25 protein-coding genes are annotated in these 26,473 nt (G+C 61.4%); 7 read left to right on the forward strand and 18 right to left on the reverse strand.

Annotated features, from left to right (window positions below):
• Positions 1-60: 60 nt before the first annotated feature.
• Positions 61-483 (reverse strand): hypothetical protein, encoded by a 423-nt coding sequence (locus BMX62_RS10655; protein WP_090208590.1) that lies wholly within the window; start codon positions 481-483, stop codon positions 61-63.
• Positions 484-1,274: 791 nt separating this feature from the next.
• Positions 1,275-1,466 (reverse strand): hypothetical protein, encoded by a 192-nt coding sequence (locus BMX62_RS12915; protein ID WP_162273536.1) that lies wholly within the window; start codon positions 1,464-1,466, stop codon positions 1,275-1,277.
• A gap of 9 nt (positions 1,467-1,475) precedes the next feature.
• Here BMX62_RS12915 and BMX62_RS10670 point away from each other — a divergent pair, with 9 nt between their 5' ends.
• Complete coding sequence (locus BMX62_RS10670; protein WP_238375963.1) at positions 1,476-1,760, forward strand: transposase; 285 nt, start codon at positions 1,476-1,478, stop codon at positions 1,758-1,760.
• A gap of 166 nt (positions 1,761-1,926) precedes the next feature.
• Here BMX62_RS10670 and hemG read toward each other — a convergent pair whose 3' ends face one another.
• From hemG to BMX62_RS10725, 11 genes are all read right to left on the reverse strand, one after another.
• Positions 1,927-3,270, reverse strand: a complete 1,344-nt coding sequence (hemG, locus tag BMX62_RS10675) for a protoporphyrinogen oxidase (protein ID WP_090208598.1) — start codon at positions 3,268-3,270, stop codon at positions 1,927-1,929.
• 103 nt (positions 3,271-3,373) lie between these two features.
• Positions 3,374-4,099, reverse strand: coding sequence for a bifunctional demethylmenaquinone methyltransferase/2-methoxy-6-polyprenyl-1,4-benzoquinol methylase UbiE (gene ubiE, locus BMX62_RS10680; RefSeq protein ID WP_090208602.1), 726 nt, complete (start codon positions 4,097-4,099; stop codon positions 3,374-3,376).
• A 46-nt stretch (positions 4,100-4,145) separates the two neighbouring features.
• Positions 4,146-4,607 carry an SRPBCC family protein gene (locus BMX62_RS10685; RefSeq protein ID WP_090208606.1) on the reverse strand — a complete coding sequence of 154 codons (462 nt, stop codon included), beginning with the start codon at positions 4,605-4,607 and terminating at the stop codon, positions 4,146-4,148.
• Positions 4,608-4,672: 65 nt separating this feature from the next.
• Positions 4,673-6,139: an SDR family oxidoreductase gene (locus BMX62_RS10690; protein ID WP_090208609.1), complete on the reverse strand. Its 1,467-nt coding sequence runs from the start codon at positions 6,137-6,139 to the stop codon at positions 4,673-4,675.
• 29 nt (positions 6,140-6,168) lie between these two features.
• On the reverse strand, positions 6,169-6,597 hold the full coding sequence (locus tag BMX62_RS10695; protein WP_090208611.1) for a hotdog fold thioesterase: 429 nt from the start codon (positions 6,595-6,597) through the stop codon (positions 6,169-6,171).
• Between the two features lie 4 nt (positions 6,598-6,601).
• Positions 6,602-7,996, reverse strand: coding sequence for an o-succinylbenzoate--CoA ligase (menE, locus tag BMX62_RS10700; protein ID WP_090208614.1), 1,395 nt, complete (start codon positions 7,994-7,996; stop codon positions 6,602-6,604).
• Positions 7,993-8,997 (reverse strand): o-succinylbenzoate synthase, encoded by a 1,005-nt coding sequence (menC, locus tag BMX62_RS10705; protein ID WP_090208618.1) that lies wholly within the window; start codon positions 8,995-8,997, stop codon positions 7,993-7,995. Before menC ends, menE begins: the two co-directional genes overlap by 4 nt.
• Entirely contained in the window at positions 8,997-9,848 is an 852-nt protein-coding gene (gene menB, locus BMX62_RS10710) for a 1,4-dihydroxy-2-naphthoyl-CoA synthase (RefSeq protein ID WP_090208621.1), read from the reverse strand. Before menB ends, menC begins: the two co-directional genes overlap by 1 nt.
• Positions 9,845-10,648, reverse strand: coding sequence for a 2-succinyl-6-hydroxy-2,4-cyclohexadiene-1-carboxylate synthase (gene menH, locus BMX62_RS10715; RefSeq protein WP_238375964.1), 804 nt, complete (start codon positions 10,646-10,648; stop codon positions 9,845-9,847). Before menH ends, menB begins: the two co-directional genes overlap by 4 nt.
• Positions 10,638-12,329 carry a 2-succinyl-5-enolpyruvyl-6-hydroxy-3-cyclohexene-1-carboxylic-acid synthase gene (gene menD / locus BMX62_RS10720; protein WP_090208625.1) on the reverse strand — a complete coding sequence of 564 codons (1,692 nt, stop codon included), beginning with the start codon at positions 12,327-12,329 and terminating at the stop codon, positions 10,638-10,640. The genes menH and menD overlap by 11 nt, the downstream gene beginning before the upstream one ends.
• 9 nt (positions 12,330-12,338) lie before the next feature.
• Positions 12,339-13,778 carry an isochorismate synthase gene (locus BMX62_RS10725; protein WP_238375965.1) on the reverse strand — a complete coding sequence of 480 codons (1,440 nt, stop codon included), beginning with the start codon at positions 13,776-13,778 and terminating at the stop codon, positions 12,339-12,341.
• Between the two features lie 215 nt (positions 13,779-13,993).
• Here BMX62_RS10725 and clpB point away from each other — a divergent pair, with 215 nt between their 5' ends.
• The 4 genes from clpB to BMX62_RS10745 all read left to right on the forward strand — a co-directional run bounded on the left by clpB (position 13,994) and on the right by BMX62_RS10745 (position 19,119).
• Complete coding sequence (gene clpB, locus BMX62_RS10730; RefSeq protein ID WP_090208628.1) at positions 13,994-16,579, forward strand: ATP-dependent chaperone ClpB; 2,586 nt, start codon at positions 13,994-13,996, stop codon at positions 16,577-16,579.
• 57 nt (positions 16,580-16,636) lie between these two features.
• The gene (locus BMX62_RS10735; protein WP_090208702.1) at positions 16,637-16,936 is read left to right on the forward strand and encodes a hypothetical protein; all 300 of its coding nucleotides are present in this window, start codon (positions 16,637-16,639) and stop codon (positions 16,934-16,936) included.
• Positions 16,937-16,940: 4 nt separating this feature from the next.
• Positions 16,941-17,867, forward strand: a complete 927-nt coding sequence (locus BMX62_RS10740; RefSeq protein ID WP_090208630.1) for a selenium metabolism-associated LysR family transcriptional regulator — start codon at positions 16,941-16,943, stop codon at positions 17,865-17,867.
• 154 nt (positions 17,868-18,021) lie between these two features.
• Positions 18,022-19,119, forward strand: a complete 1,098-nt coding sequence (locus BMX62_RS10745) for an AI-2E family transporter (RefSeq protein WP_090208633.1) — start codon at positions 18,022-18,024, stop codon at positions 19,117-19,119.
• Between the two features lie 8 nt (positions 19,120-19,127).
• On the opposite strand, the gene BMX62_RS10750 is transcribed toward BMX62_RS10745, so the two are convergent.
• Both BMX62_RS10750 and BMX62_RS10755 read right to left on the reverse strand, forming a co-directional pair.
• A complete protein-coding gene (locus BMX62_RS10750) occupies positions 19,128-20,525 on the reverse strand; it encodes a PhoH family protein (RefSeq protein ID WP_090208635.1) in 1,398 nt (465 codons plus the stop codon).
• Between the two features lie 22 nt (positions 20,526-20,547).
• Complete coding sequence (locus tag BMX62_RS10755) at positions 20,548-21,102, reverse strand: glycine cleavage system transcriptional repressor (protein ID WP_090208704.1); 555 nt, start codon at positions 21,100-21,102, stop codon at positions 20,548-20,550.
• A gap of 180 nt (positions 21,103-21,282) precedes the next feature.
• Between BMX62_RS10755 and dapA the strand changes: the two genes are divergently transcribed.
• Entirely contained in the window at positions 21,283-22,173 is an 891-nt protein-coding gene (dapA, locus tag BMX62_RS10760; protein ID WP_090208638.1) for a 4-hydroxy-tetrahydrodipicolinate synthase, read from the forward strand.
• Complete coding sequence (bamC, locus tag BMX62_RS10765; RefSeq protein ID WP_090208641.1) at positions 22,170-23,306, forward strand: outer membrane protein assembly factor BamC; 1,137 nt, start codon at positions 22,170-22,172, stop codon at positions 23,304-23,306. The genes dapA and bamC overlap by 4 nt, the downstream gene beginning before the upstream one ends.
• A 10-nt stretch (positions 23,307-23,316) precedes the next feature.
• Here the strand turns inward: bamC and folE2 are convergent, their stop codons facing one another.
• From folE2 to dxs, 3 genes are all read right to left on the reverse strand, one after another.
• Entirely contained in the window at positions 23,317-24,135 is an 819-nt protein-coding gene (folE2, locus tag BMX62_RS10770) for a GTP cyclohydrolase FolE2 (RefSeq protein WP_090208644.1), read from the reverse strand.
• Positions 24,132-24,530: a 6-carboxytetrahydropterin synthase QueD gene (gene queD, locus BMX62_RS10775; RefSeq protein WP_090208647.1), complete on the reverse strand. Its 399-nt coding sequence runs from the start codon at positions 24,528-24,530 to the stop codon at positions 24,132-24,134. The genes folE2 and queD overlap by 4 nt, the downstream gene beginning before the upstream one ends.
• A 67-nt stretch (positions 24,531-24,597) precedes the next feature.
• Positions 24,598-26,454 (reverse strand): 1-deoxy-D-xylulose-5-phosphate synthase, encoded by a 1,857-nt coding sequence (gene dxs / locus BMX62_RS10780; RefSeq protein WP_090208650.1) that lies wholly within the window; start codon positions 26,452-26,454, stop codon positions 24,598-24,600.
• Positions 26,455-26,473: the final 19 nt, after the last annotated feature.

The raw sequence follows: 26,473 nt of genomic DNA on the forward strand, positions 1-26,473 counted from the left end.
CCGGCGTGCTGGTTGTAGTAATGGGTGGTGTCGTTCACGTCCTTGGCGCCATGAATGGATTCAGCAGTGCAGCCTGTCGTGCATTGACCACAGACATGGGGGGCCTACCCAGTGCCTCTGCCCGTCAATCACCTTTCCAATTCGATCCATGACTTCTGGCAGGGAAGCCTTACCCAGCTCGGCCTGCCATGCAATCCTTGCTGCGGCACACGCCTGCTCGGGAAACTCTGCCCAAAGCTTATCCCTTGTAACACCGGCATCGCCACGAACATAATCGTAGTACAGCTCCGGCACCAAGCCATCCGGAAACTGGCGAAAAAAACTCCGGAGCTCCAATGTCCTGTGGGCCCACCCGTCCTTTTCCACCGACAACGAAACCTTGAAATCAGGGCTTCCACGATAAGCTTCGAAACCTTCTCCCAGACCACCAGGTCCAGCGAAAACATCCACCACCGGGATCTTCTTCGCACGGGCAGACGTCATAACCTCTCCGCAAGGAAACCCGCGATTTCAATCGCGGGAGGAATGGCGGCTGCGGTCTTGCAGTCGCCGAAAAAGGGTGTGGGCCTTACACCCACAGGGCCGCAAGGCTCTGCCCCGTAAAGGGCACCAGTAACGCAGGGCTTTGGCCCTGTCTCCCCTCGCCAATGTCTGCAACCGGCTCCCGCTTGCGCGGCGACTGGAACCTTCGGTGCTTTACCTTTCGCCAGCATGATCCCAACCTTCCAGAGCGGCAGACTGAGGAAGCATCTGCCGGTGGGTCTTGACGACCTGTTGCAAACGTAGCCCCTTTCGAGCGTCCTGCTCAGGCTGGTCAACCTGGCTTGCTCTCACCTGCGACGCGGCAGGCAGGCAAGCCCCCGACTTCAGTCGGGGGTAGTTGACTTCGTTCCGCTGAATAGATTCAGACATTCCATTTTCCCGGCTCAGGTCGAGCATCTACGCCTCTATGATATCTTCATTTATAAACTCACTGGCCACATAATATCACGCCATACTCTTCCCCTCACTTGTCGGATTCATGGCTCAACCTGCTGTCCATGCTTCACGTTCTGGCTCTCCGGCCCAGGCCTGTCCTATACCGACAAGTGTCGCAGACCAGTCATGTTTGCCGACCATGATCGTTCGATTTTGTCCCGCAATGAATAGGCAAAGCTCATGCTGGCGAGCCGGGTGTAGCCATGCCAGATGAGTTGGTGGCCGGCGGGGGATCCGTGTTGCGGTTGAGGTAGCCACCCAGGATGGCGATCTCGTGCACCGCGTCGGCAAGGCGATCAGGGCGATTGCTGGGCGGTGTCGTAAACGGTGTCAAACAGGCGACGCCCATCGGCGGCGAGCCGTCGGTTATGTTGGGCGCGGACCAGCAGAGGTCCACCTGCCCCGATGAGGCCACTTTCCGTCAGGAGGTTCGCACGGTCTGTACGCTGTACCATCAGGCAACGCAGCTGCATGAACAAGGTATTCATCTCATCTCGGTGGACGAGAAAACCGGCATCCAGGCCCTGGGGGCGATCCACCCGTCTCACCCGATGCGGGCCGGCCATCCCGAGGCCATGGAGTTCGAGTACAAACGCCACGGAACCCAGGCCCTGATTGCCAATTTCGAGGCCGCCACCGGGCGCGTGATCACCCCCTCCATCGGCGACACCCGCACCGAAGCTGACTTCGTGGCCCACATCGCCACCACCTCGACTTCATCGCCCTCTTTAACCAGACGCTCGCCAAGCCGTTTCTCTGGACCTACATCGGGAAACCGCTGATGGCATAAATTATCCAGAGTATTTCCGGGGCACGGTACTAGTTGAAGGCGGAAGGGCTGTCCGTCTCTGCCCATGGAGGCTTGCATAAGCCCGGCACATCGCCGGCTGCTGCCTGAGAAGTGGGAAGCCTCGCCCGTGGCGCGTTAGCGCTTAGGGCGGGGAGCAGTCACGCTGTTTTTTCTCCCAGCAGGGCCGCAGCCTCGCCGGTGAGGCGGCCATTGCGGGCGCAGTCGTTCATGGCAATGCCCCGGTAGGCGTTGCCGGTCAGATGCAGTCCCGGATACCGCTCCACATGGGCCATCAGTGTGTCCATGGCCTCGATGTGACCCACCGGATACCCTGGCAGACCTCGGGGCCATTTTTTTACGAACTGGACATCCGGTGTAACATCAATCCCCAGCGCCCTGGCCACACCGTCCCTGGCATGGGCAATGAGGGCCTCGTCGTCCAGGTCCACCATATGGGGGTCCCGCTGCCCTCCCAGCATCACCCGTACACATTTCATTCCTTCCGGGGCGCGGTCAGGGAAGATGGCGCTGTCCCATAGAACGCCCAAAAAAGGCATCCGGGCGGCGGCGGTGGTCAGCACACCAAAACCATCCAGAGGATGATCCAACTGCTTCCAGCCAAAGCCCACCACAGCGATGGGGGCATAGTTGACCGCATCCAGCTGCTGTTCCAGTGACTGATCCAGCCCGGCCAGGATGCGGGCCGCGGCGTAGGTGGGTACTGCCAGAATCACCTGATCCACGGTGCTGGACCTGTCACCGGCCTCCACCCTGAATCCCTGACCCTCCTGAACCACTCCGGTGACCGGTGTGTCCAGATGCCATTGGGCTTTGATGGTCTTGTGAAGATGTTCGGTCAGGGTATTCATACCCCCCTTGAAACTCATCAATACACCACCGGGGCCGGCGCTTTGCTTGCGCCGGGCGATCATGCCCTTGAACAAGCCACCATGCTTGCGTTCCAGTTCGGTCACCAAAGGAAAGGCGGCCTTTACCGAGACCCGGTCGGCAGTGGTGCCGTAGATTCCAGCGGTCATGGCATCGAGAAAAATATCGGTGAAGGCCTTGCCCAGACGCCGGTAGCCAAAGGACTGCAGGGTTTCATCTTCGTCATTTCGCTTGGGACGGATGAATACTTCCCCCATCACCCGCAGTTTTTGCGGCCAGCTGAGCAGTTCGGTTTTGAGGAACTTGCCCGGCGAGTCTGGCATGGGGTGCATACGGTCGGTATAGATGAACCGGCGCCGGGAGGCATCCTGACTGCGCATCAGCAGGTCGCTGGCACCGCTGTCGGCCACCAGTTGCAGCATATCTGGCTTGTTGCTCAAAAAGCCGTTGCCCCCTTCCTCGAAGCGAAAGCCTTCGATGTCGATGGTGTGCAGGGTGCCACCCACATGAGGGTTGGCTTCATACATGATGATGTCTGCATCGCTTCGGGCGCGTTGCAGATAAAAGGCTGTGGCCAGACCGCTGATTCCGGTCCCGATAATGGCTACCCGCATGGGGATCTCCCTTGTTGTGCTATATCAAAATGGTCATGCAGGCGGTGTTTTTAGCCTGCATGGATGGATGCTGGTCAGGTTGTCTGTGCCGCTGCTGGATGGGTCACGGTGTCGCCGCACTGGCGGGCTTGCGGACGATGAAGCATGTTGAAATACCCAGGAATTCATCGCGCACCATCACCGGCTCAAATCCAGCCTGAGAGAGTTTGTCACACAGTTGTTCCCGGCTCATGAAGTCCTGAATGGATTCTGGCAGATAGGTGTACGCCGCCTTGTCCCTGGAAATCAGGGCGCCCACACGGGGCAGCACCTGATGCATGTACAGGCGGTTCATCCGGTCCATCAGGGTGAGTTTTTCCCGGCTCATGAATTCCAGGATCACCGCCAGGCCGCCAGGGGCCAGGATGCGGTAAAATTCTTTCAGGGCGCCATCCACGTCTACCACGTTGCGAATGCCGTAGCTGATACTCACCAGATCAGCCTGACCATCCGCCAGAGGCAAGGCCGTGGCCGGCGCCTCCAGGAATGTCACATCATTGACTTTCTCTTGCGCCAGTTCCAGCATGCCTCTGGCCGGGTCTACACCCGTGATGCGTTCAATGGTGATGCCCTGGGATGCTGCGGCCTGGCGCCAGAACAGAATCAAATCCCCGGTGCCGGTAGCCACATCCACCAGATGACGTACCGGCCCGCCATGGATCTTCATGGCGGCCTGGCAGCCGTTGCGGCGCCAGCGCCGGTCTACCCCGAAGCTGAGAATACGATTGAGCCGGTCATAGGTGGGGGAGATGTCGTTGAACATCTGAATGATGCGCTGCTGTTTGTCCATTCGGGGTTCCAGTCAAAGCCATGGCCGGTTGAGGTCATGGGAAGCGTCAGGGTTTTGGGTCTACCGGGGTGTTGCTGGATGCCAATGCCTGGGTATGAGTCACGGAACGACGGATACGTTCAAAGGCCTGGCGACTGATGTGATGGATGATCGGTTTGGCCACCCGGCCCACGGTCTTGTCCAGCAACCGGGTGGGCAGATGATACTCGATGGTCAGTTGCACCCGGGTGCCGCCAGGGACGGCGGAAAACCGATAATGGCCCGTATTGCGAATGCCGCTCAGGGACTGCCAGCGGATCATGTGGGGGGGATCCTCGTCGATGATGGTCACGTCCCAGTGAAAGACCATGCCGTTGGCACGCACCTGCCAGCGGTAGGTTTTATCATCCAGTGGCGTGACCGATTCCACCGCATCGGCATAGCGGGGGAATTCATCCACCCGCCGGATCATTCCAAAAACTTCTTCCTGAGGTGCGGGAAACAGCATGTCATGATCAACAACCGGCATTTGATCATTCTCTCCTATTGAAACGGGGCCAAAAGACCCCGTATGACCGTATGTACATGGGCCACTCAAGTGGATTGGACCCGGCGGGCAATCCCTTCGGCCAGCCCCTTGAAGATAAAGGCATGGGCCGGCGCCATCAGATACCAGTACAGCAGACCCCATACCCCGGCTGGATGCCAATGGTTGGTGACAGTGATCCGGGTACCTGAGTCCTGGGGTGATAGTTCAATTTCCAGTACACCGGCCCCTGGCGCCTTCATGCCAAACCCCAGGGTGAGGCGGCGTTCTGGTTCAATGGCCATGACCCGCCAGGAATCCACCATGTCACCGGTGCGCAGTTCCGTGGGGTGACGGCGACCATAATTGCGCCCCGGTCCTCCCAGCAGCCAGTCTATGGTTTCCCGAATCTTCCAGAGCATGTCATAGGCAAAATAGCGATTTTCTCCACCGATACGACGGACCACCGCCCAGACCTGCGCCGTAGAGGCGTCCACCACGGTACTGCCAGAGGCCTGTTTGGCGTAATAGGCGTAGTCCAGCCGGTAATCCCGGAACATGAACGCCCCTTCAGTCCAGCGGGCCGCAATGCCGTGGGATTTTTCCGCCTCGAAGGTGGCACGTACCGCAGTGCGAAAGTCCATCAGGGTTTGGGGTACCAGACGGCGGGCCAATGCGTCATCAGCCACATAATCTTCCTTGAGACCTTCGATCAGGGCCTGGGCAATGGGGGTGGGCACTGCAGTGACCAGACGCAGCCAGTAAGAGGAAAGTTTGGGGGAGAGCAAGGGCACCGGAATGATCCGGGGCGGCCTGTGACCGGCCTCCTCAGCCAGAATGCGCATCATGTGGGCATAGGTCAGGTATTCGGGGCCGCCGGTGTCCAGGATCTGGCCGGCGGCTTCGGGAATCCGGGGCACCTGCTCCAGGTAATGGAGCAGATTCTCCAGGGCAATGGGGGGAGAAGTGCGGGAAACCCATTTGGGGGTGACCATCACCGGCAGATGCAGCACCAGATCACGCATGACTTCAAAGGCCGCCGAACCGGGGCCAACAATGATCCCGGCCCGCAGTTCGGTCACCGGTACAGTGCCCTTGCGCAGTTCGTCCCCGGTCAGGCGGCGGGAAACGATATGCTCGCTACGGGCTGATTCCGGGGCCAACCCGCCCAGATAAACGATACGCTGGACGCCAGCTGCAGCAGCGGCCCGGGCAAAATGCCCTGCCGCTTCCAGGTCCAGACGGCCAAAGGACTTGCCGGCGCCCATGGAGTGAACCAGATAGTAGGCCACCTGAACCCCCTCAAGGGCCGGTCCCAGGGTATCGGGCTTGAGGGCATCGGCGGACACCAGCTCGGCTCCGGTCCAGCCCCTGGCTTCCAGTACATTGAGGTTGCGGGAACAGGCTCTGACCCGGACGCCACGGGCCAGCAGATGGGGGACCAGATGGCTGCCGATGTAGCCACTGGCGCCGAACACCAAAGTGAGGTCATCGGCCTTGAGGGTGGGGGAAGTCGAGGAGCCGGGTGTCGCCATGGGAGATCTCCGGTAGGGGAATATCCGTACTATACGGGGTTTTTTTCCTTGAGCAGTACCGTCAGACGACAGACGCAGATGACTGTACCGGCCTCGTCCTCCAGCTGAATGTCCCAGACCTGGGTGCTGCGTCCCCGATGCAGGGGCCGGGCACAGCCCAGAATCTGGCCGTGGCGAACCGGCCTGAGATGACTGGCGCTGATCTCCATGCCGACAGCCACCCAGCCCGGCGGTGTTGCCAGATTGGCCGCCACACTACCCAGGGTTTCAGCCAGGGCTACAGAAGCGCCACCGTGGAGCAGGCCCTGGGGCTGGCGGGTGCGCCCATCCACCGGCAAGGTGCCGTACAGGGCGCTGTCAGTGACATGGGTGATCTCAATGCCCAGGGTTTCCATCAGGGTGTTGTCATGTGCGGCATTGATGGCCTGCAGATCAATGGGACGTTGCCAGAGGGACATGGTTTCACAAGGTGCGTTGATGCTGGGCGTTGGCCAGCCGGATCAGATCCCGGCGCCGGGCCTTGAGATCAGCGCTGGGGGGCAGGGGCAAAAAGGCCACCGGTACCATGAAGGGGTTGAGCCGTTCCCGCAGCCACCCCTGCAGGGCTTTTGTGTTCAGTGGGCCGGTGGACTGGATGAACGCCACCGGACGCTGCCCGAATTCCGGGTCCTGGCGAGGGACCACCACGGCCTGAACAATATCGGGATGGTCATGTAAATGCTGTTCGATGATTTCCGGCTGAATATTTTCCCCGCCGCTGATGAACTGGTTGTCCAGGCGACCTGTCACGGTAAACTGCCCCCGGTCCCAACGGCCCAGATCACGGGTATGAAACCAGCCATCTGCATCGGTGGCCGGGACCAGATGACCCCCTTGCCGGTATCCCATGAACAGGGTATCGCCACGGACCAGGATTTCCTGGTCATGGTTCAGGTGACATTCCCGGTGGGGTAGAATCCGGGCCGCCGCCTGTGGAGGCTGGGTGATGACCTGGGCAGTCATTTCCGTCAGGCCATAACTGGTCCAGCAGGGCAGTCCGTGTTCAGCGGCGGTTGCCAGCAAGGTTTCCCGGACTGGTCCTCCACCCAGCAGCAGACATTCAAGGCGGGGAAGCGGGGCGCTTTGCTGGAGTAGCCGATAAAGTTGGGTTTCCACCATGGAGACATGGGTGACTGCCATGTGCAGCAAAAAGCCCGCATCCTCGGCCCGGCCATCCAGCACCAGGGCGGCGCCTCCCATCAGGCAGCGGAATACGATGGCCAGCCCCCCTATATGGTAGGTGGGCAGGGACAGCAGATAACGGTGCCCCGGCACCAGCGGGATCTGGGTTGCTGATCCGGCGGCACTGTAGACATGGTTGGGGTAACGGTGTACGGCAATCCTGGGCTGGCCAGTGGAGCCGGAGGTGAAGATCCCGCTGCAGGGCGCATGGGCTGGAAACTGCAGGCAAGTGCCATGATCAGCCCTGTCCGGGTCGGTGTGGACCCTGGGCTGTCCTGTGGGGCAGGGGTGTTGCCCCGGTTCCTGGAGCAGCCAGCCGATGCCCTGGTGCTCGAGTATATGGGTCAGGGTCCCCATGGGCAGGGCTGGATTGACCGGCAACAGACAGGCGCCGCTGCGCATGATGGCCAGCAGGTCGATGATGCCGGGCAGACTGGAACGGGTACGCAGGGCCACCCAGTCTCCAGGCCGGATGCCGGCCAGCCGCAGGATGTCGGCCCGTCGTGAAACCTGGGTTTCCAGCTCGGCAAAGGTGACCCTCATTCCGGGGGTGAGTATTGCCGGTGCCTGGGGGTGCTGGCCACTGGCCTGGTGCAGCAGGCAAGGCAGGTCGGGGTGGGAAGAGATGTGACTCATGGAAAATGACCAAATGACCCAAGGCGGGAGGCCTTGACTACGGGCAGGTTGCGCCATTCAGGCTGACTGGCAATGGGCTGTAGTAATGCCTCACCGAATATAGCGAATGTATCCAGCCCTTGCGCACCTTCCAGGCCCCAGTGATGAACCAGTCGGGCATAAAGGTCCAGAGTGAGGTTGCTTTCATAGGCGGCACTGAGGACCACGGCAAGGCGTCGGCTTCTGGCCTGGCGCAGTAAGGACTGGCAGCGCTTGAAGCCTGTGAGCATGGGTTTGATGACCAGTGCCCCCAGACCGGGGGTATGCAGATCAGGATCCGGGTGTTCCCGAAGGGTTTCATCCCAGGCGAAGGGGACGCCGGTACTGGCCCACCAGTGTCGATAGTCACTGCCAGCCCGCAGGGGTTCCTCCACAAACTGTATCCGCCGCCGGTCGATGGTGCCACAGATCATCACCGCCTGATCCAGGGTCCAGGAACGGTTGGCATCCAGACGCAGCCACTGGTGCTCGCCGAGCCGGGCGGTGATCTGACGAATCCGCTGGATGTCCGTTGCCGGGTCATCCTGTCCTACCTTGAGCTTGAGGCAGGTGCAATCCGGGGATGGGGTGATATCCAGGTCATCATTGTGACGGATCAGTCGACAGCGGGGCACCGCCGTGGGGGGCGGCAATGTCCGGGTCCATTGTTGCAGACCACTTTCCAGGCCAAAGCAGACTTCCGGGGCCGTGTCTGGCGGCAGGTCGTGCAGCCGTTGCGGTAACGGCTGCCGCCGGGCCATGATGTTCCGAAGCTGGTCCAGGCACTGATCCAGGGTCGCAGCACTAAAACCGGGCAGGGGGCTGATCTCGGACCAGCAGCTGGCGTGCTGCGGGTGACACCATTCCAGCAGCAGCCCCTCCCGTCGGGTCAGGCGGTGTCCCGGCAGGATCAGGGGCTGACGCAGGGCAAGGGAAAACCGCCACAGCCGGATATCAGGGTGGCAGGCGATGGCGGCCTGCATCAGGGCTGGCGTCTGAACTTGCTAAAATCCGGGGGACGCTTTTCCAGATAGGCATTGCGGCCTTCTTGTCCCTCCTCGGTCATGTAGAAAAGCATGGTGGCATTGCCCGCCAGTTCCTGAATACCGGCCTGTCCATCCACACCGGCATTGAACGCAGATTTGAGCATCCGCAGGGCAATGGGGGAATGCTCCAGAATCCGGCGGCACCAGGTCACGGTTTCCTGCTCCAGTTGTGCCAGCGGGACCACGGTATTGACCAGTCCCATGTCCAGTGCCGCCTGGGCATCGTACTGCCGGCACAGGAACCAGATTTCCCGTGCCTTTTTCTGCCCCACCACGCTGGCCATGTAGCTGGCACCAAAGCCGCCATCAAAGGAACCCACCTTGGGGCCGGTCTGGCCAAAGCGGGCATTATCGGCGGCAATGGTCAGATCGCAGATCAGGTGCAGCACATGGCCGCCGCCGATGGCGTAGCCAGCCACCATGGCAATCACCGGCTTGGGACAGGAGCGGATTTCCTTTTGCAGGTCCAGCACATTGAGGTGATGTACCCCCTGTTCATCCTGATAGCCCGAATCCCCCCGGACCCGTTGGTCACCACCGGAACAAAAGGCCAGATCGCCCTGGCCGGTGAGAATGATCACGCCGATATTTTCGTCAAAACGGGCATCGGCCAGAGCCTGACGCAGTTCCTTGATGGTGCGTGGACGAAAGGCATTGCGAACCTCAGGCCGGTTGATGGTGATTTTGGCAATGCCTTCGGCCTTGTGATAGAGGATGTCCGCATCAGGGATCGAATGGTCCTCCCAGGTCAGGGCGGGGATGATGGTGTCGGTAGATGTTGTGGTCATGGATTCATGCTCGTTGAAAAAAGTCCAGGGCAGTCATGGCGCCGGATGACGGCGGCCACCCGATGGGGCGCCTGAGCGTGGCAGTTATGCCCCAGACCGTCCAGTTTAACAAGTTCAAACCTGGGGCAGGTCCGGGTTAAATCCTGGCCCAATGCGGTAAATTTGGTATCCCGACTGCCGGCAATAAAGACACAAGGACAGCTCAGCCGGGCCAGGCCGGGCCGCAGGTTCGGCTGTCTGCCCAGTCCGGCGGCCTGTAGTACCTGGGCCAGGGCCGTGGGATCTTGCCGGGACCGGACACGGATGAAATCTGCTCGACGTTGGGGCGTCAGGTCGGCAAATACAGGCTGCTGATACCAGTCTGCCAGCACTGCGGGCCAGGGATCCTGGGTGAACCGTTTGACCCAGAGGGCATCCTGTTGGCGGCGGGTTCGCCGTGCCCACCGGGTTTCCAGTCCAGGATGGGCGCCTTCGAGAATCAGGGCGGCAATGCGCTCAGGATGTTCAATCGCCAGCCGGGCAGCAATACGCCCCCCCATGGAGTAGCCGGCCAGGATAAACCGTGGAGGCAGTTGGGGGGCCAGCTGTTGCCAGCACCAGTGACAGTAATCGGTAAAGGTCAGCCGGGGTGGGAGTGGCTGTCCCCCATGACCCGGTAGATCAGGCCGCAGGCAGTGATACTGGTCCGACAGATATTGCGCCGTGGATGCCCAGTCGTCCCCACTGCCCATGAAACCGTGGAGCAGCACCAGAACCGGGCGCTGATGCCAGGAGGAGGGAGCAGGGGCCTTATTCCTCAAAGCGGACTTCTTCCAGAGTCTTGATCAATCCCCGGATAATCCGGCTGCTTTGATTGGAGGGGAAGTTCAGCTCAATGAGGGTGGCATCTCCCCGACGACAGGCCTCGGTGTAAGCCTTCTGGAATGCGCCGGCAGAGTCGGGATTGGCGTAGATCAGTCCGAACAGGGTGGCGGCATTGCGAAACGTCAGGCCGTGGGGGAGCTGGAAGAAGGACTGGAAATGATCCTTGTGTGCTGCAGCCGGCAGCAGGTTGAAGATACCGCCACCATCATTGTTGAGCACCACGATCACCAGTGGATGAGGGCTGCGGGCGGCCAGGGCCAGGCTGTTGAGGTCATGGAGCAGGGACAGATCCCCCAGCAGCAGGGTGGCCCCGGCGGGATGCCCCGTGGCCAGTCCGGCGGCCGTGGCCACCAGGCCATCAATGCCGCTGGCTCCCCGATTGGTGATACAGCGATTGCCCCGACCGGGTCGGGCCACCATATCCAGCAGACGGATGCTCAGACTGTTGCCGGGGAGCAGCAGCATGTCGTCGGGGATGGTGTCGGTGATGACCCGGGCGGCAGCCGGTTCCGAGAAGGGGTAGGTCAGGGCCAGTTCCAGTTGTTCGATCACCTGGGCCTGCAGGGGGGCAATACCCAGATCCCCCTGAACGGGTATTTTGAGCTGACTGCAAAATTCCGGGATCGAAGCCTGAATCTGTAGCGCCCGACGCTCCGGGTCCAGACCGTCCTCATGGGGACTCACCAGCCAGTGCCGGCCCTGAAAATCCGCCAGCCATTGATTCAGACGGCGACTGGTGAGGCGGCCACCGAATTGAATCACCTGATTCATGGCCTTGAGCCGGCGTCTGATGTGGGTCACCGTCAGCAGCAGATCCGGGTGGGGCAGGATGCAGGGGTGGTCTTGCAATCGCAGCTGGCTGCCGATGTCCGCCAGAATTGGCACATGGTAATCCCTTGCCACCATCAGCACCGCTTCTGCTTCTTCGGGGTCCAGCTGTCCGGCCACGAAAATCACCGGCTCCCGGATACGGTGCATGGTGAAACCGGGAAAGGGATCCGGCGCCGTCACTACAGGTGCCACATCGGACATCCAGGGGCCAAAATCGGCAGATTCCGGGGTGCCGTAGAGGGGATCGCAAAAGGGTACATTGAGGTGCACCGGCCCCCGTCCGGGGCCATGCAGGCGGGCCAGGGCCAGATCCAGCTGCTGGGCCAGCCAGCCGCCGGAAAGGGTGATATCCGGTGTCGGCAGGTTCAGGGCGGCACGGACATGGTGGGAAAAGATACCCGGCTGGACGATGGCCTGATTGGCGCCACAACCCACCAGTTCTTCTGGCCGGTCGGCGGTGACTGCCACCAGGGGCTGATGGGTCTGGAAGGCTTCCACCAGCGCCGGATGCAGATTGGGCACGGCAGTGCCCGAGGTGGTGATGAGCGCCACTGGCCGTCGTCGCGCCCGGCACAGCCCCAGCCCCATGAAAGCCAGACCCCGTTCGTCGAAGTGGGTATGCAGCTGCAGTTGGGGGTAAGTATCCTGCAGCCGGATGGCCGCCAGGGTCAGGGGCGCACTGCGGCTGCCCGGTGCCAGACAGATGTCGCGGACGCCGTGCTGATACAGGCGAGTGATCAGCAATTGGGCCCAGGCTTCATTGATATGGGTGAATGTGGCCTGCATGATGAGGGATCAGGACTCCAGGGCAGCAAGGAGGGATTCAATCTTGGCTTCCAGCTCGTTCCATTCTGCCTCGGCGTCGGAGCCTTCCACGATACCGACACCGGAATAACACAGCAGCCGGTCCCGGTGGAGCAGGGCGGAGCGGATGGCTACGGCAAACTCCGAGCGACGGGGACAGACCCGGCCCACCACACCACTGTACCAGCCCCGCCGGGTGGTTTCCTGGCGGCTGATGAGCGCCCTGGCCGGGTCTCGGGGAAAGCCACACACTGCCGGAGTGGGATGCAGGGCCGCCAGCAGTTGATCGTCACGCACACCTTGCCGCAGAGTGGCCCGGATGGGCAGGTAGCGGTGCTGGATACGGTCCAGCTTGAAGATGCTCGCCTGATCCGGGCCGGTATCGATCCGGGTGACCCAGGGGGCAAGCTGGGTGCGAATGTAGCGGGTCACCAGTTCATGTTCATGGATCAGCTTGGGATTCTGGCGCAGAATGCGCTCCAGGGCGGCATCTTCCTGGTCGGTGACGCCCCGGCGCACGGTGCCGGCCAGGGACTCGGTAAATACACGGTCACCGGTACGACTGAATAACCGCTCCGGGGAACAGCCCATGAACAGCCGTTCCCCGTTTTCCAGCGCAAAGCAGAAACTGCCTGGGTTGCTCTGGTGCCAGCGTTCCAGGACAAGAAAGGCGGGCAAAGGGGCATTGAGCAACAGGTCCACCCGTCGGGCCAGAACCACTTTGTGCAACTGACCCTGGGCAATCAGGGCCAAAATGGCGTCGATCTGCTGGCAGCAGGTGTCAAAATCCATGTGATCGATGCGCTGGGCGATGGAGACCGTCGGGGCCAGCATGGGCTGTGCCAGCCTCTGGCTGAGGCGGTCCAGCATCGTGATCAGCCGGGTTTTGCGGGCCATGAAGTCCCGCCGTGAGTCCGCCAGCAGGTTGACCCCCAGGTGGTACTGCCCTGCCCGCCGGTTCAGTTCGATGGCTGGCAGGACAAAGCGGGCCGCCGGAAACCCTGTCCAGTCCTCCCGACCGGAGTGTCCATCAAAGGAAAATCCACCGATGAAGGCGGTGTCCTGATCGCCGATGATGTCGTAGATGCGCTGCCACAGGGCGGCATGGTCATCGGCCCGGCAACTGCTCAGATCGGCGGCCACGCCGACCCCGGCGATGGTTTCGTCCCCATTGCGGGCCTGCCAGAATCCCCGGCTGCCCGCCGGAGCCGACTGCAGCCAGCGAAATGGATGGGTGGCGGGCACCGGGACACTCACATGCAGTAGCCGGTCACCGGGAAAGGACCAGTGCTTGATCCGGTTCAGCAGGGATTTTATCGGGCCGTAAAGGGGAGCGGTGGCGTCATCGCGGTCGCACCCGGTATCCCGGCCTGGCCCGGCGGTGCCGGGAGGCTGGTGGAGTGATACCGGATATTGACTGACTGATGACACGGCACGTCCCCTGCACAAATGACCGGCCCTGGATGAAGGCGGGTCATGACTGATCGATCTCAATGATGCCACGGGTGGAGCATGTGGTGATTTTCTCACGAGACGGGAGGGCTACGCCCGTGTATATGCTTATATGGACTTGCGCGCTTGAAAGCCCACCGCGCCAGCCCAATATCCCGGATTAATCTGACATATTACCAAGGGGTTTTGCCACCATGCGCATGGACAAATTTACCAGCAAGTTTCAGTTGGCCCTGGCCGATGCCCAGTCCCTGGCGGTGGGTCTGGATCATCAGATGATTGAGCCGGTTCACCTGATGATCGCCCTGCTGGATCAGGACGGTGGATCGGTTCGCCCCCTGCTGGCCCAGTCCGGTGTCAATGTGAATATGCTCCGTTCCCAGTTGGGGGAGGCTCTGGAGCGCCTGCCCAGGGTGGAGGGGGCTGCCGGCGATTTGCATATTTCCAATGACCTGGGCCGCCTGTTGAACCTGTGTGACAAACTGGCCCAGGATCGCAAGGATCAGTTTATTTCTTCGGAGCTGTTTGTGGTGGCGGCCCTGGATCATCAGGGGCAACTGGGGGAATTGCTGCGCCGGACCGGGGCTGTCAAGGGGCGTATCGATCAGGCCATTGATGACCTGCGGGGCGGTCAGCGGGTGGATGATCCCAATGCGGAGGATCAACGCAAAGCCCTGGAAAAATACACCATCGACCTCACCGAGCGGGCTGAACAGGGCAAGCTGGACCCGGTGATCGGGCGGGACGAGGAAATTCGTCGGGCGATCCAGGTATTGCAGCGGCGGACCAAGAACAACCCGGTTTTCATCGGCGAGCCGGGGGTGGGCAAAACCGCCATCGTGGAAGGATTGGCCCAGCGTATCGTGGACGGTGAGGTGCCTGAGGGACTCAAGGGACGCCGTCTGCTGTCCCTGGATATGGGGTCGCTCATTGCTGGTGCCAAGTTTCGGGGCGATTTTGAAGAACGGCTCAAGGCGGTACTCAGTGATCTGGCCAAGCAGGAGGGGCGGGTGATCCTGTTCATCGACGAGTTGCATACCATGGTGGGCGCCGGCAAGGCAGAGGGGTCCATGGATGCGGGCAATATGCTCAAACCGGCCCTGGCCAGGGGAGAACTGCACTGTATTGGCGCCACCACTGTGGATGAATACCGCAAGTATGTGGAAAAGGACGCGGCCCTGGAGCGGCGTTTTCAAAAAGTGATGGTCAAAGAGCCCAACGTGGAGGACACCATCGCCATTTTGCGGGGCCTCAAGGAGCGTTATGAGGTGCATCATGGGGTCGAAATTACCGATCCGGCCATTGTGGCCGCCGCCACCTTGTCCCATCGTTATATTTCCGATCGTCAACTGCCGGACAAGGCCATCGACCTGGTGGACGAAGCTGCCAGTCGCATCCGCATGGAGATCGACTCCAAACCGGAAAGCATGGACCGTCTGGAGCGGCGCATGATCCAGCTCAAGATCGAACGGGAGGCCCTGAAAAAGGAGTCTGATGAAGGGTCCATCAAGCGTCTGGAGGCACTGGAAGAGGAAATCATCCGTCTGGAACGGGAATATCTGGACCTGGACGAGATCTGGAAAGCGGAAAAGGCTGCCCTTTCCGGCACCGCCGCCATCAAGGAAGAACTGGAGCGGGCCAGGCTGGAACTGGAAACCGCCCGCCGGGCCGGAGATCTGGGGCGCATGTCCGAATTGCAATATGGCCGGATTCCTGAGCTGGAACGGCAACTGGACATGGCGGCCCAGGCAGAAATGCACGAGATGCGACTGTTGCGCAACAAGGTCACCCACGAAGAGATTGCCGAGGTGGTGTCCCGTTGGACCGGCATCCCGGTTGCCAAAATGCTGGAAGGGGAGCGAGACAAGCTGCTGCGCATGGAAGCCGTGCTCACCTGCCGGGTGGTGGGGCAGGACGAAGCCGTGGGGGCCGTGGCCAATGCCATCCGCAGGGCCCGGGCGGGGCTTTCCGATCCCAACCGTCCCAATGGTTCGTTTCTGTTTCTGGGGCCTACCGGGGTGGGCAAGACCGAATTGACCAAGGCGCTGGCGGCGTTCCTGTTCGATACCGAGGAGGCCATGGTGCGTATCGACATGTCGGAATTCATGGAAAAACACGCCGTGGCCCGGCTCATCGGTGCGCCTCCAGGGTATGTGGGCTACGAGGAAGGGGGCTATCTGACCGAATCAGTCCGGCGCAGGCCCTATTCGGTGATCCTGCTGGATGAGGTGGAAAAGGCCCATCCGGATGTGTTCAACGTGCTGTTACAGGTGCTCGATGATGGCCGTCTCACCGATGGTCAGGGGCGCACCGTGGATTTTCGCAACAGTGTCATCGTCATGACGTCCAACCTGGGATCGCAACTGATTCAGGAGATGGCCGGCGAGGAACATTACGAGGAAATGAAGGCCGCGGTGATGGAGGAAGTGGGCAGCCATTTTCGTCCTGAGTTCATTAACAGGGTGGACGAGGTGGTGGTCTTTCATCCCCTGGGGCGGGAGCAGATCCGGGCCATCACCACCATTCAGCTGGAATACCTGCGCCAGCGACTGGCAGAGCGGGATTTGCAGTTGTCAGTGTCTCAGCCGGCTCTGGACCGTCTGGGAGAAGCCGGGTTTGATCCGGTCTACGGGGCAAGGCCGCTCAAGCGGGCCATCCAGCAGCAACTGGAAAATCCGTTGGCCGAGCGCATCCTGCGGGGCGAGTATGGTCCGGGCGCCGTGGTCACGGTGGATTGCAGCACCGATGGCCTGATGTTTACCGGGGGTCACGCCGATTAAGGCCGGCAAATGGCCCATGGGCTTTCCCATCCGGTCATTTCGTCATATCCTTTCGCCATGAGCGAAACATTGCAATTATCCGGAACGCTGGTTCAGCAACTGCAGGACGTGCTGGCAAGCCATGATCCACGCTGTGGCGACCCCCTGGTTGCGGTTCAGTACATGGCCGCCGTGACCGGGTATCTGCTGGCTTGCCAGCAGGTGCCCGATGACCGGCGCCAGCAGTTTTTGGGCCAGCTTCAGGAGTTTATGGCCAGTGTCTTTGATGACGTGGTGGCCCAGCAGCGCCAGGTGCCCCCGGAACCGGCCCAGACGCCCCTGGAAGCCTTTGGCATCTGGCGACCGGGAGACTCGTAGATCCATGGCTGATCGACGCTTGCAGGTGTTTTACACGGTGGCGCGATTGTTGTCGTTTACCAAGGCGGCCGAAGCATTGCACATGACCCAGCCGGCGGTCACCTTTCAGATCCGTCAGCTGGAAGAGCATTTCAACACCCGCCTGTTTGACCGCACCCACAACCGGGTCAGCCTGACCGAAGCCGGTCGGATTGCCTATGGCTATGCCGAGCGGATCTTTGAAGCCTACGGGGAAATGGACAACGCCATCCGCGAAATCACCGGCGATGTCACCGGGGCGCTGACCCTGGGGGGGAGTACCACCATTGCCGAGTACATGCTTCCCACCTTGCTGGGCAACTTCAAGCAGAAATACCCGGATGTGAACCTGCGTCTGAAGGTCTCCAACTCCGAAGGCATCATCGCCATGGTGGAAAACAACGTCATTGACCTGGGGGTGGTGGAGGGGTCGGTGTCCAACCGCCATCTGCAGGTAGAAATGTGCCGTCTGGATCAGCTGGTGGTCATTTTACCGCCGGATCATCCCCTGGCAGGGAAAAAGCAGCTGGCCATCGAGGAGATCATCCCGTTCCCGTTCATCTGCCGGGAAGAGGGATCAGGTACCCGGGAGGTCATCATGGATTACCTGGCGGCGCGAGCGGTGGATCGCAATGCCCTGACGATCTGTCTGGAACTGGGGAGCCTTGAGGCCATCAAGGGGGCGGTTGAGGCCGGCATGGGGATATCGATTTTGTCCCGCTCCACCATCGACAAGGAACTGGCCCTGAAACGTCTGGTGGGGATTCCCCTGGACCCTCCCCTGACCCGTCAGTTTTCCTTCGTGCATCAGCGCCATAAATTTCGCTTGCGGGCGATGGAAGAGCTGCTGGCCTTTGCCCGGGATTATTGCAACACCCGGTTCACCGCCAAAGAGCCGGGCCTGTCCTCCTGATCCAACATTGTGAAAGCAGTTGGCGTTGGGGCGGCGGTGAACGTCCGCTACGTTTGCAACAGGTCATGATAGAGGGGCGCCCGGCAGTGGCAGTGATTGACGAACTGGAGGCAGTGTTTGCCCGCCATGACCAGCGTATATGCGAGGCCGTGGAATGATTCCGGTCCTGCGGCGCTGGTATGAACGCCATTTTTCCGATCCCCAGGTGGTGATTCTGGCTTTTTTGCTGCTGGTGGGATTTGCCGTGGTGCTGTTTGCCGGGCGGCTGTTGGCCCCGTTGCTGGCCAGTATCATCATTGCCTATTTGCTGGAGGGGGCCGTGCGGCGTCTGGTGGTGTGGCGCATTCCCCGTATGGCGGCGGTGACCCTGGTCTTTTTGGTGTTCATGGCGGTGCTGGTGGCCTCCTTGCTGGTGGTGGTGCCGGTGTTGAGCCAGCAGATTACCCAGTTGGTACGGGAGTTGCCCAATATGGTGGTGCAGGGACAAAACATCCTGCTGCAACTGCCCGAGCGCTATCCCCAGTTCATCACCGAGGAGCAGGTGCGGGAGATCATGGGGGCCATTCGCGCCGAATCCATCGCCCTGGGCCAGCGGGTGGTCAACCTGACCCTGACCTCGGCCATGCATGCGGTCACCATCCTGGTGTATCTGGTGATTGTGCCCATCATGGTGTTCTTCCTGCTCAAGGACAAGGAGGCCATTTTGGGCTGGATCACCGGATTTTTGCCCAGAGACCGGGGCTTGGCCAACGAAGTCTGGGCCGAAGTGAACATGAAGATTGCCAGTTATGTGCGGGGCAAATTCGTGGAAATCCTCATTGTCTGGGCGGTCAGCTACCTGACGTTCATCTATTTTGATCTCAACTATGCCCTGTTGCTGTCCTTCATGGTGGGCCTGTCGGTCATTATTCCCTACATTGGTGCGGCCCTGGTCACCATCCCGGTGGCCATGGTGGCCTATTTCCAGTTCGGGGTGAGCAGTGAGTTTGCCTATTTGCTGGTGGCCTATGCAGTGATTCAGTTTCTGGACGGCAACGTGCTGGTGCCCCTGTTATTTTCTGAAGTGGTGAACCTGCATCCGGTGGCCATTATCACCGCCGTGATCCTGTTCGGGGGGCTGTGGGGATTGTGGGGGGTCTTTTTTGCCATTCCCCTGGCCACCCTGATTCAGGCGGTGATCCGTTCTTGGCCGCGCCACGGTCATATCCCCGACGTTGAGGCGTTGTCGTCTCCCGACAGGGAAACAGACTGAGTCGCGGCTTACAGGAATTCGGCGGCAAAATCCGCCAGTCGTGAGCGCTCGCCCCGCTGCAGCAGGACATGACCTCCATGGGGCCATGCCTTGAAGCGGTCCACCACATAGGTCAGCCCCGAGGTGGTTTCCGTCAGGTAGGGGGTGTCAATCTGTCCCACGTTGCCCAGGCAGACCACCTTGGTGCCTGGCCCGGCCCGGGTAATCAGGGTCTTCATTTGCTTGGACGTGAGATTCTGGGCCTCATCCAGAATGATGAAGCGATCCAGAAAGGTTCGCCCGCGCATGAAGTTCAGGGATCGGATCTTGATGCGGCCACCAATCAGGTCCTGGGTCGCTGCCCGCCCCCAGTCGCCGCCGGTTTCCGAGGGGGTGAGCACTTCCAGATTGTCCATCAGGGCGCCCATCCACGGGGTCATCTTTTCTTCCTCGGTGCCCGGCAGAAAACCAATATCCTCCCCCACCGGCACGGTGACCCGGGTCATGATGATTTCCCGGTAGCGGTTGTCCTCCAGAGTCTGGGCCAGGCCCGCTGCCAGGGCCAGGAGGGTCTTGCCGGTGCCTGCTGTACCCACCAGGGATACAAAATCCACCGCCGGGTCCATGAGCAGGTTCAGGGCGAAATTCTGTTCCCGGTTGCGGGCCTGGATGCCCCAGACCGGGTGTTGGGTTCCGGTATGGTCCCTGGCTGTTTCCACCAGCGCCGTGGTGTGTTCCCGGTGGCGCACCAGGGCCATGAAATCAGGATCATCTTCCCGGTAAAGGCATTGGTTGGGATGCCATTGGGCCACCAGGGGGCCGGTGATGCGCTGGAAGGTGTGACCGCCTTCCAGCCAGGTTTCCAGCTGATGACCAGCGGGAAAATCCGCCGGCAGTTCGAAGGTGCCCCGGTAGAGCAGGTCCACGTCATCGAGCACCTGATCGTTGTAGTAATCCTCTGCATGGATACCCAGGACTGCCGCCTTGATGCGCAGGTTGATGTCCTTGGAGACCAGGGTGACGGTGGTCTCTGGCCGCTCTCCCTGCAGGGCCAGGGCAATGCCCAGGATGGTATGGTCCGGGGTGTGACCTGGCAGGCTGGCGGGCAGGGGGGAGGTCAGGGCGCGGGTCTGGAACAACAGCCGCCCACCACCGCTTTCCTCCATGTGGGCGCCGTTCAGGGGCAGACCCTGAGCAATGCGGTCATGGTCGGCCCCCGCCATCAGGGCGTCGATGAAGCGGCTGACCTGACGCACATTGCGGGCCACTTCCGAGACCCCCTTCTTGGCCTTGTCCAACTCCTCCAGGACCACCATGGGCAGGAAGACATCATGTTCCTGGAAACGGAACAGGGCGGCTGGATCATGCATGAGCACGTTGGTATCCAGTACGAACAGGCGTTTGCCGTGAATGTCCTGTCTGACCATGATGGATGCTGTCCTGACGGCGTTAGCCCTTGACCGGCTCGATGACGCCATCCAGGTTCAGTTCATCGCAGAAATCCAGAAAGTCTTCCCGCAGGGAGGCGATGTGTTCCGTGGTGGGAATTTCCACCGACAGATGGGCGTTGAGCATGGGGGTACCGGAATGGGAGGCCACATAGGCATGGCTGTTCAACTCGCGGATACCCACGGCACGGGCCGTGAAGAACCCCACCAGCTGATGTACGATCCCTGGCTGGTCCAGGGCAATCACGTCCACGGCATAGGGCAGGCTGGGGCCGGTATTCTGGCGTGGTCCGGTGCGCCGGGAGAGGATTTCCAGCTCTGCCTGCCGCCCCAGGATGGTCAGTGCCCCATCCAGTTTGCTCAGGGTATTCCAGTTGCCCGATACCAGAATCAGGGCGGCAAAGGTGCCCCCCAGGGCTGACATGTGACTGTCCTGGATGTTGCAGCCGCTTTCCAGGATCACCCGTGACAGATGCTCCGCCAGACCCGGACGGTCCTCGCCCATGGCGGAAACAACCAGATGTGTGGTGCGGGGGTGTTTGACGGGTTGGGACATGATCACGGAGGGGCAATGACGACAAACCCGAAGGGTATCAGTTTCCGGCGGCTACGCCTATCGAGCCGGCTCTGATCTTTCTCGGTATGACAAGATGGCATATTATCGGCAGGCGCAGGGCGTCCCCGACCATGGGTCGAGGTGAGGCCCAACAGGTTTGCATTTAGCCCGGAGGTTTTGATGTTTCACGGCAGCATGGTGGCATTGGTCACCCCTATGGAGGAAGACGGCTTTATCTGTGAGTCAGCGCTGGAGCGCCTGGTGGAATTTCATGTCAGCCAGGGGACAGATGCCATTGTTGCCGTGGGGACCACCGGGGAATCCGCCACCCTGGATGTGGACGAGCATTGTCGGGTGCTACGGTTGGTGGTGGAATTTGCCGCCGGTCGGGTGCCGGTGATTGCCGGCACCGGCGCCAATTCTACCGCCGAGGCCATCGACCTCACCCGGGTGGCCATGCAGATGGGGGTGGATGCCTGTCTGCTGGTGACCCCTTACTACAACAAGCCGACCCAGGAAGGGCTGTACCGGCACTATCGGGCCATTGCCGAGGCTGTGCCCATTCCTCAGATTCTCTACAATGTGCCTGGCCGCACCGCCGTGGATCTGCTACCAGAGACCGTGGAGCGTCTGGCCAATATTTCCAACATCGTCGGCCTCAAGGAGGCCACCGGCGATCTGGACCGCGCCCGCCTGTTGCTGGAGCGATGTGGTGACCGGCTTGATCTTTACAGTGGCGATGATGCCACCAGTCTGGAGTTCATGCTGGCGGGGGGCAAGGGGATCATTTCTGTGACCGCCAATGTGGCTCCCGAGGCCATGCACCGTATGTGTGCCGCCGCACTGGCGGGTGACCGGGCAGCAGCCATCGCAGCTGACGCCCCCGTCAAGGCGCTGCATCAGGCCCTGTTTGTGGAATCCAACCCAATTCCAGTGAAATGGGCCTTGCATGACATGGGACTGATCCCGCCGGGCATTCGCCTGCCGCTGACGCCCCTGTCCGCCGCCCTGCACGCTCCCCTGCGGGAAGCGCTGCAGGCTGCGGGTATACCGTTGGGTTCCTGCCAATGAACATCATCCCTGTTTCGGTCCCCCCTGGTTTGCTGTTGCCGGGGGTGATGATCACAGCCCTGCTGCTTTCTGCCTGCGGCACCTTTGCCCCTGGTTCCCGTGCCGGTCAGGACGGGGGTGAAACCCGTGCTCTGGAAGTGCCGCCGGATCTGGTGGCCCCCGATGTGGACCCCAGTTTCCGTATCCCTGACCGGGTCAGCGCCCTGGATCAAGGCCGGGGGCCTCAGGGCGCTGCAACCGAGCAGCGGGATGAGGCGGTACTGGTGACCGCAGAACATCTGGTGCTGCGTCGGGAGGGGCATGTGCGCTGGCTGGAGGTGCACAACTTGCCGCCGGCGGCACTGTGGCCCCGGTTACAGACGTTTTTCCAGGCCCAGGACATGCCCCTGGCCCGGGAAGAGCCCACCCTGGGTATTCTGGAAACCGAATGGCTCCAGGCCCGTGCCCATGCCCCGGTGGAGGGAGGCATCCGGCGCCTGTTGAGCCGGGTATTTGGTGATGTCCACGACGCCACCAGCCGGGACCAGTACCGGCTGCGACTGGAGTCCCAGGGAGAAGGGGGAACCGCCGTGTTTATCAGCCATCGGAGTGTGGCGGAAGTGGCCGAGGGATCGGATGTGGTGCGTTGGCGCCTGCGTCCTGCCGACCCGGAGGCGGAGGCCGAGATGCTGGTGCGTCTGATGGCCTATCTGGGGTTGGAGCCTGAGCAGGCTGCTGCTGCCCTGAGGCAGACCCCCGACCTTGCCCCCAATCTGCGACTGACCCCGGTGAACGGGGAAACCGCCCTGGAGATTCGGGGTGAGTTCACGCCAATGTGGCGCCGCCTGGGCGTATTGCTGGATCGGGCTGCCTTGCTGGTGGATGACCAGGATCGCAGTGAAGGGGTGTATTACGTGACCTTCCGGCCCGAGGCCCATGAGCGCCGGGGTGGTGTCTTCAGTCGCCTGTTCGGTACCCATGAGGGCGCCAGACTGCGGCCCGATACCCAGTACCAGATTCATGTGCGGCAGGTGGAAGACTGGGTGCAGGTGATTCCCCGATCCCAGACCGGGGAAGCCTTGTCAGCGGATGAGGCTGCTGCGGTACTGGAGCGGATCGAGCAGGAACTCGATCCCGACAGCAGCCAAAGGTAGCGTTGCCTGTTTAACGCTCTGCCGTCTTGTCCCGCTCGATCAGGGCATAGGCAGAATGGTTGTGAATGGATTCAAAGTTCTCCGAGGAGACGGAATAGGCACTGATCCGGGCGTCGTCATTGAGGCAAATGGCGATGTCCCGCACCAGGTCTTCCACGAACTTGGGATTATCGTAGGCCCGCTCCGTCACGTATTTCTCGTCTGGCCGCTTGAGCAGGCCGTAGAGCTCGCAGGAGGCTTGGGATTCCACCAGATCAATGAGTTCCTCCACCCAGACGAACTGTTCCACCTGGGCATTGACGGTGACGTGGGAACGCTGATTGTGGGCGCCGTACTCGGAGATGCCCTTGGAGCAGGGGCAGAGGCTGGTGACCGGCACCACCACCTGAATGTTCATGCTGGGTCTGCCGTCACTGATCTTGCCGATGAAGGTGACCTCGTAGTCCATCAGGCTCTGCACGCCGGATACCGGCGCCGCCTTGTTGACGAAGAAGGGAAAGCGCATCTCGATGTGCCCGGTGGCGGCTTCCAGGCGCTCCGCCATCTCGTGCAGCATGGTCTTGAAGGAGTCCACGGTGATCTCGTATTCGTGGGTGTTGAGGATCTCCACGAAGCGGGACATGTGGGTGCCCTTGAAGTCTTGGGGCAGGTTCACGTACATGTTGAAGGAGGCCACCGTGTGCTGGTCCTTGCCGGTGCGGTCCCGCACCCGTACCGGATGGCGGATGTCCTTGATGCCCACCTTGTTGATGGGGATGCGCCGGGTGTCGGCGCTGGACTGCACATCGGGGATGGCCAAGGTGCGGGCCGGGGAGACGGTTGTGCTCATGACGGTGTGTCCTTTGGCGACTCTTCCGTATAGCGGACACAGGCCCGCTCGGTCTCCCACAGGGTGATGGCGCTGACCCGGACGCCCGGTGCGTTCAGGCGGGCGGCCATCTCATGGAAGAACCAGGCCGCGATATTCTCGGCGGTGGGGTTCACGTCCCGGAAGGGTGGTAGATCGTTGAGATAGGTGTGATCCAGTTCGCCGGCAATATCTCTTGCCAGCGACTTGATGGTCTTGAAGTCCACGGCCATGCCCAGGGCATCCAGCACCGTGGCCTCCACTTCGGCTTCCACCTTCCAGTTATGACCATGCAGGCGGGAACAGTTTCCCGGATAATTACGCAGCGTATGTGCCGACGCGAAATCGGTCAGCACCTTGAGGGTGTATTTGGGCACGGCGGGCTATTGTCTACCAGTTTTGTCGGATATTACGCGACTGTCATGGGGGGCACAAGCCTGTTGATCACAGGCGAGCCTTGATGGCGGCCTCGATGCCCGCCTTGTCCAGTCCCGCATCGGCGAGGAGTTCCTCGCGGGTGCCGTGGCTCTGGAAACGGTCGGGGAGGCCCAGGTGGAGCAGGCGGGCGGTCACGTCATGGCGTGCCAGACACTCGGCCACGGCACTGCCGGCGCCGCCAGCAACCACATTGTCTTCAATGGTGACAATGAGGTCATGGGTACGGGCAGCTTCCAGCACCCGGGTTTCGTCCAGGGGGCGGACAAAACGCATGTTGATCACGGTGGCATCCAGGGTATCGGCCACTTCCAGGGCCGGGGTGAGCAGGGTGCCGAAGGCCAGGATGGCCACACCCTTGCCCTTGCGCCGGACCTGGGCCTCCCCCAGGGGCAGGGGCAGCAGACCTTCGTCGATGGCCACGCCGGTGCCCTTGCTGCGGGGGTAACGCACCGCCGCCGGCTGATCCAGCAGATAGCCGGTGGACAGCATGCGGCGGCATTCGTTTTCGTCGGCGGGGGTCATGATGACCATGCCGGGGATGCAGCGCAGGAAGGATAAATCCAGGTTGCCTGCATGGGTGGGGCCGTCGGGGCCGACCACGCCAGCCCGATCGATGGCCAGCAGCACCGGCAGATCCTGCAGCACCACGTCGTGAATCAGCTGGTCATAGGCCCGTTGCAGGAAGGTGGAGTAAATGGCCACCACCGGCTTCAGACCCTCGCAGGCCATGCCGGCGGCCAGGGTCAGGGCATGCTGTTCGGCAATGCCCACATCGTGGTAACGGTCCGGGTACTTGCAGGCAAAGGCCCGCATGCCGGAGCCTTCGCACATGGCCGGGGTGATGGCCACCAGCTGCTCGTCGGCGGCGGCCTGATCACATAGCCAGTCGCCGAACACCTGGGTGTAGGTGGGGGTGCCGCCGCCCTTGCCGTTCTGGATACCCTGTTCCGGGTCGAAACTGCCCACACCGTGATAGGTGCAGGGGTCTTCCTCCGCCGGCCCGTAGCCCCGGCCCTTGTGGGTGACCACATGGAGCAGCAGCGGCCCGTCCATGGCCTGCAGGTTGCGCAGCATCTTCACCAGTCCCACCACATCGTGACCATCCACGGGGCCGTAGTAGTTCAGGCCCAGTTCCTCGAACAGGGTGCCCGGAATGATCATGCCCTTGACATGCTCCTCGGCGCGGCGCATGAACTCCCGCATGGGGGGCATGTGCTCCAGCACCTTCTTGCTGCCTTCCCGCATGGTGGAGTAGATGGGGCCGGACAGCAGGCGGGCCAGATAGCGGTTCATCGCCCCCACATTGGCGGAGATGGACATGTTGTTGTCATTGAGCACCACCAGCAGGTCGGCCTTTTCATCGCCCGCGTGATTGAGGGCCTCAAAAGCCATGCCGGCGGTCATGGCCCCATCGCCGATGATGGCCACGGCCTTGCGTTTTTCCCCTTTCTGACGGGCCGCCAGGGCCATGCCCAGGGCCGCGCCGATGGAGGTGCTGGAGTGGCCGACGCCAAAGGCGTCATAGGGACTTTCGTCCCGCTTGGGGAAACCGGCCAGGCCACCCTTCTTGCGCAGGGTATGCATGGCATCCCGGCGCCCACTGAGGATCTTGTGGGTATAGCTTTGGTGCCCCACATCCCAGACCAGGCGGTCTTCCGGGGTGGCAAAGGTGTAGTGCAGGGCGATGGTCAGTTCCACAGTGCCCAGATTGGCCGCCAGATGACCGCCGGTACGGGAAACCGATTCCAGCAGGAAGGCACGCAGTTCGTCCGCCAGCACCGGCAGTTCATTGAGCGAACATTGACGCACGTCTTCCGGTGAATGGATGCGAGACAGCAAGGGATACGAAGCGGTATGTGTCATTTCGCGGTCGACCGTCCAA

The sequence above is a fragment of the Ectothiorhodospira magna genome (assembly GCF_900110965.1).
Classification (GTDB): domain Bacteria; phylum Pseudomonadota; class Gammaproteobacteria; order Ectothiorhodospirales; family Ectothiorhodospiraceae; genus Ectothiorhodospira; species Ectothiorhodospira magna.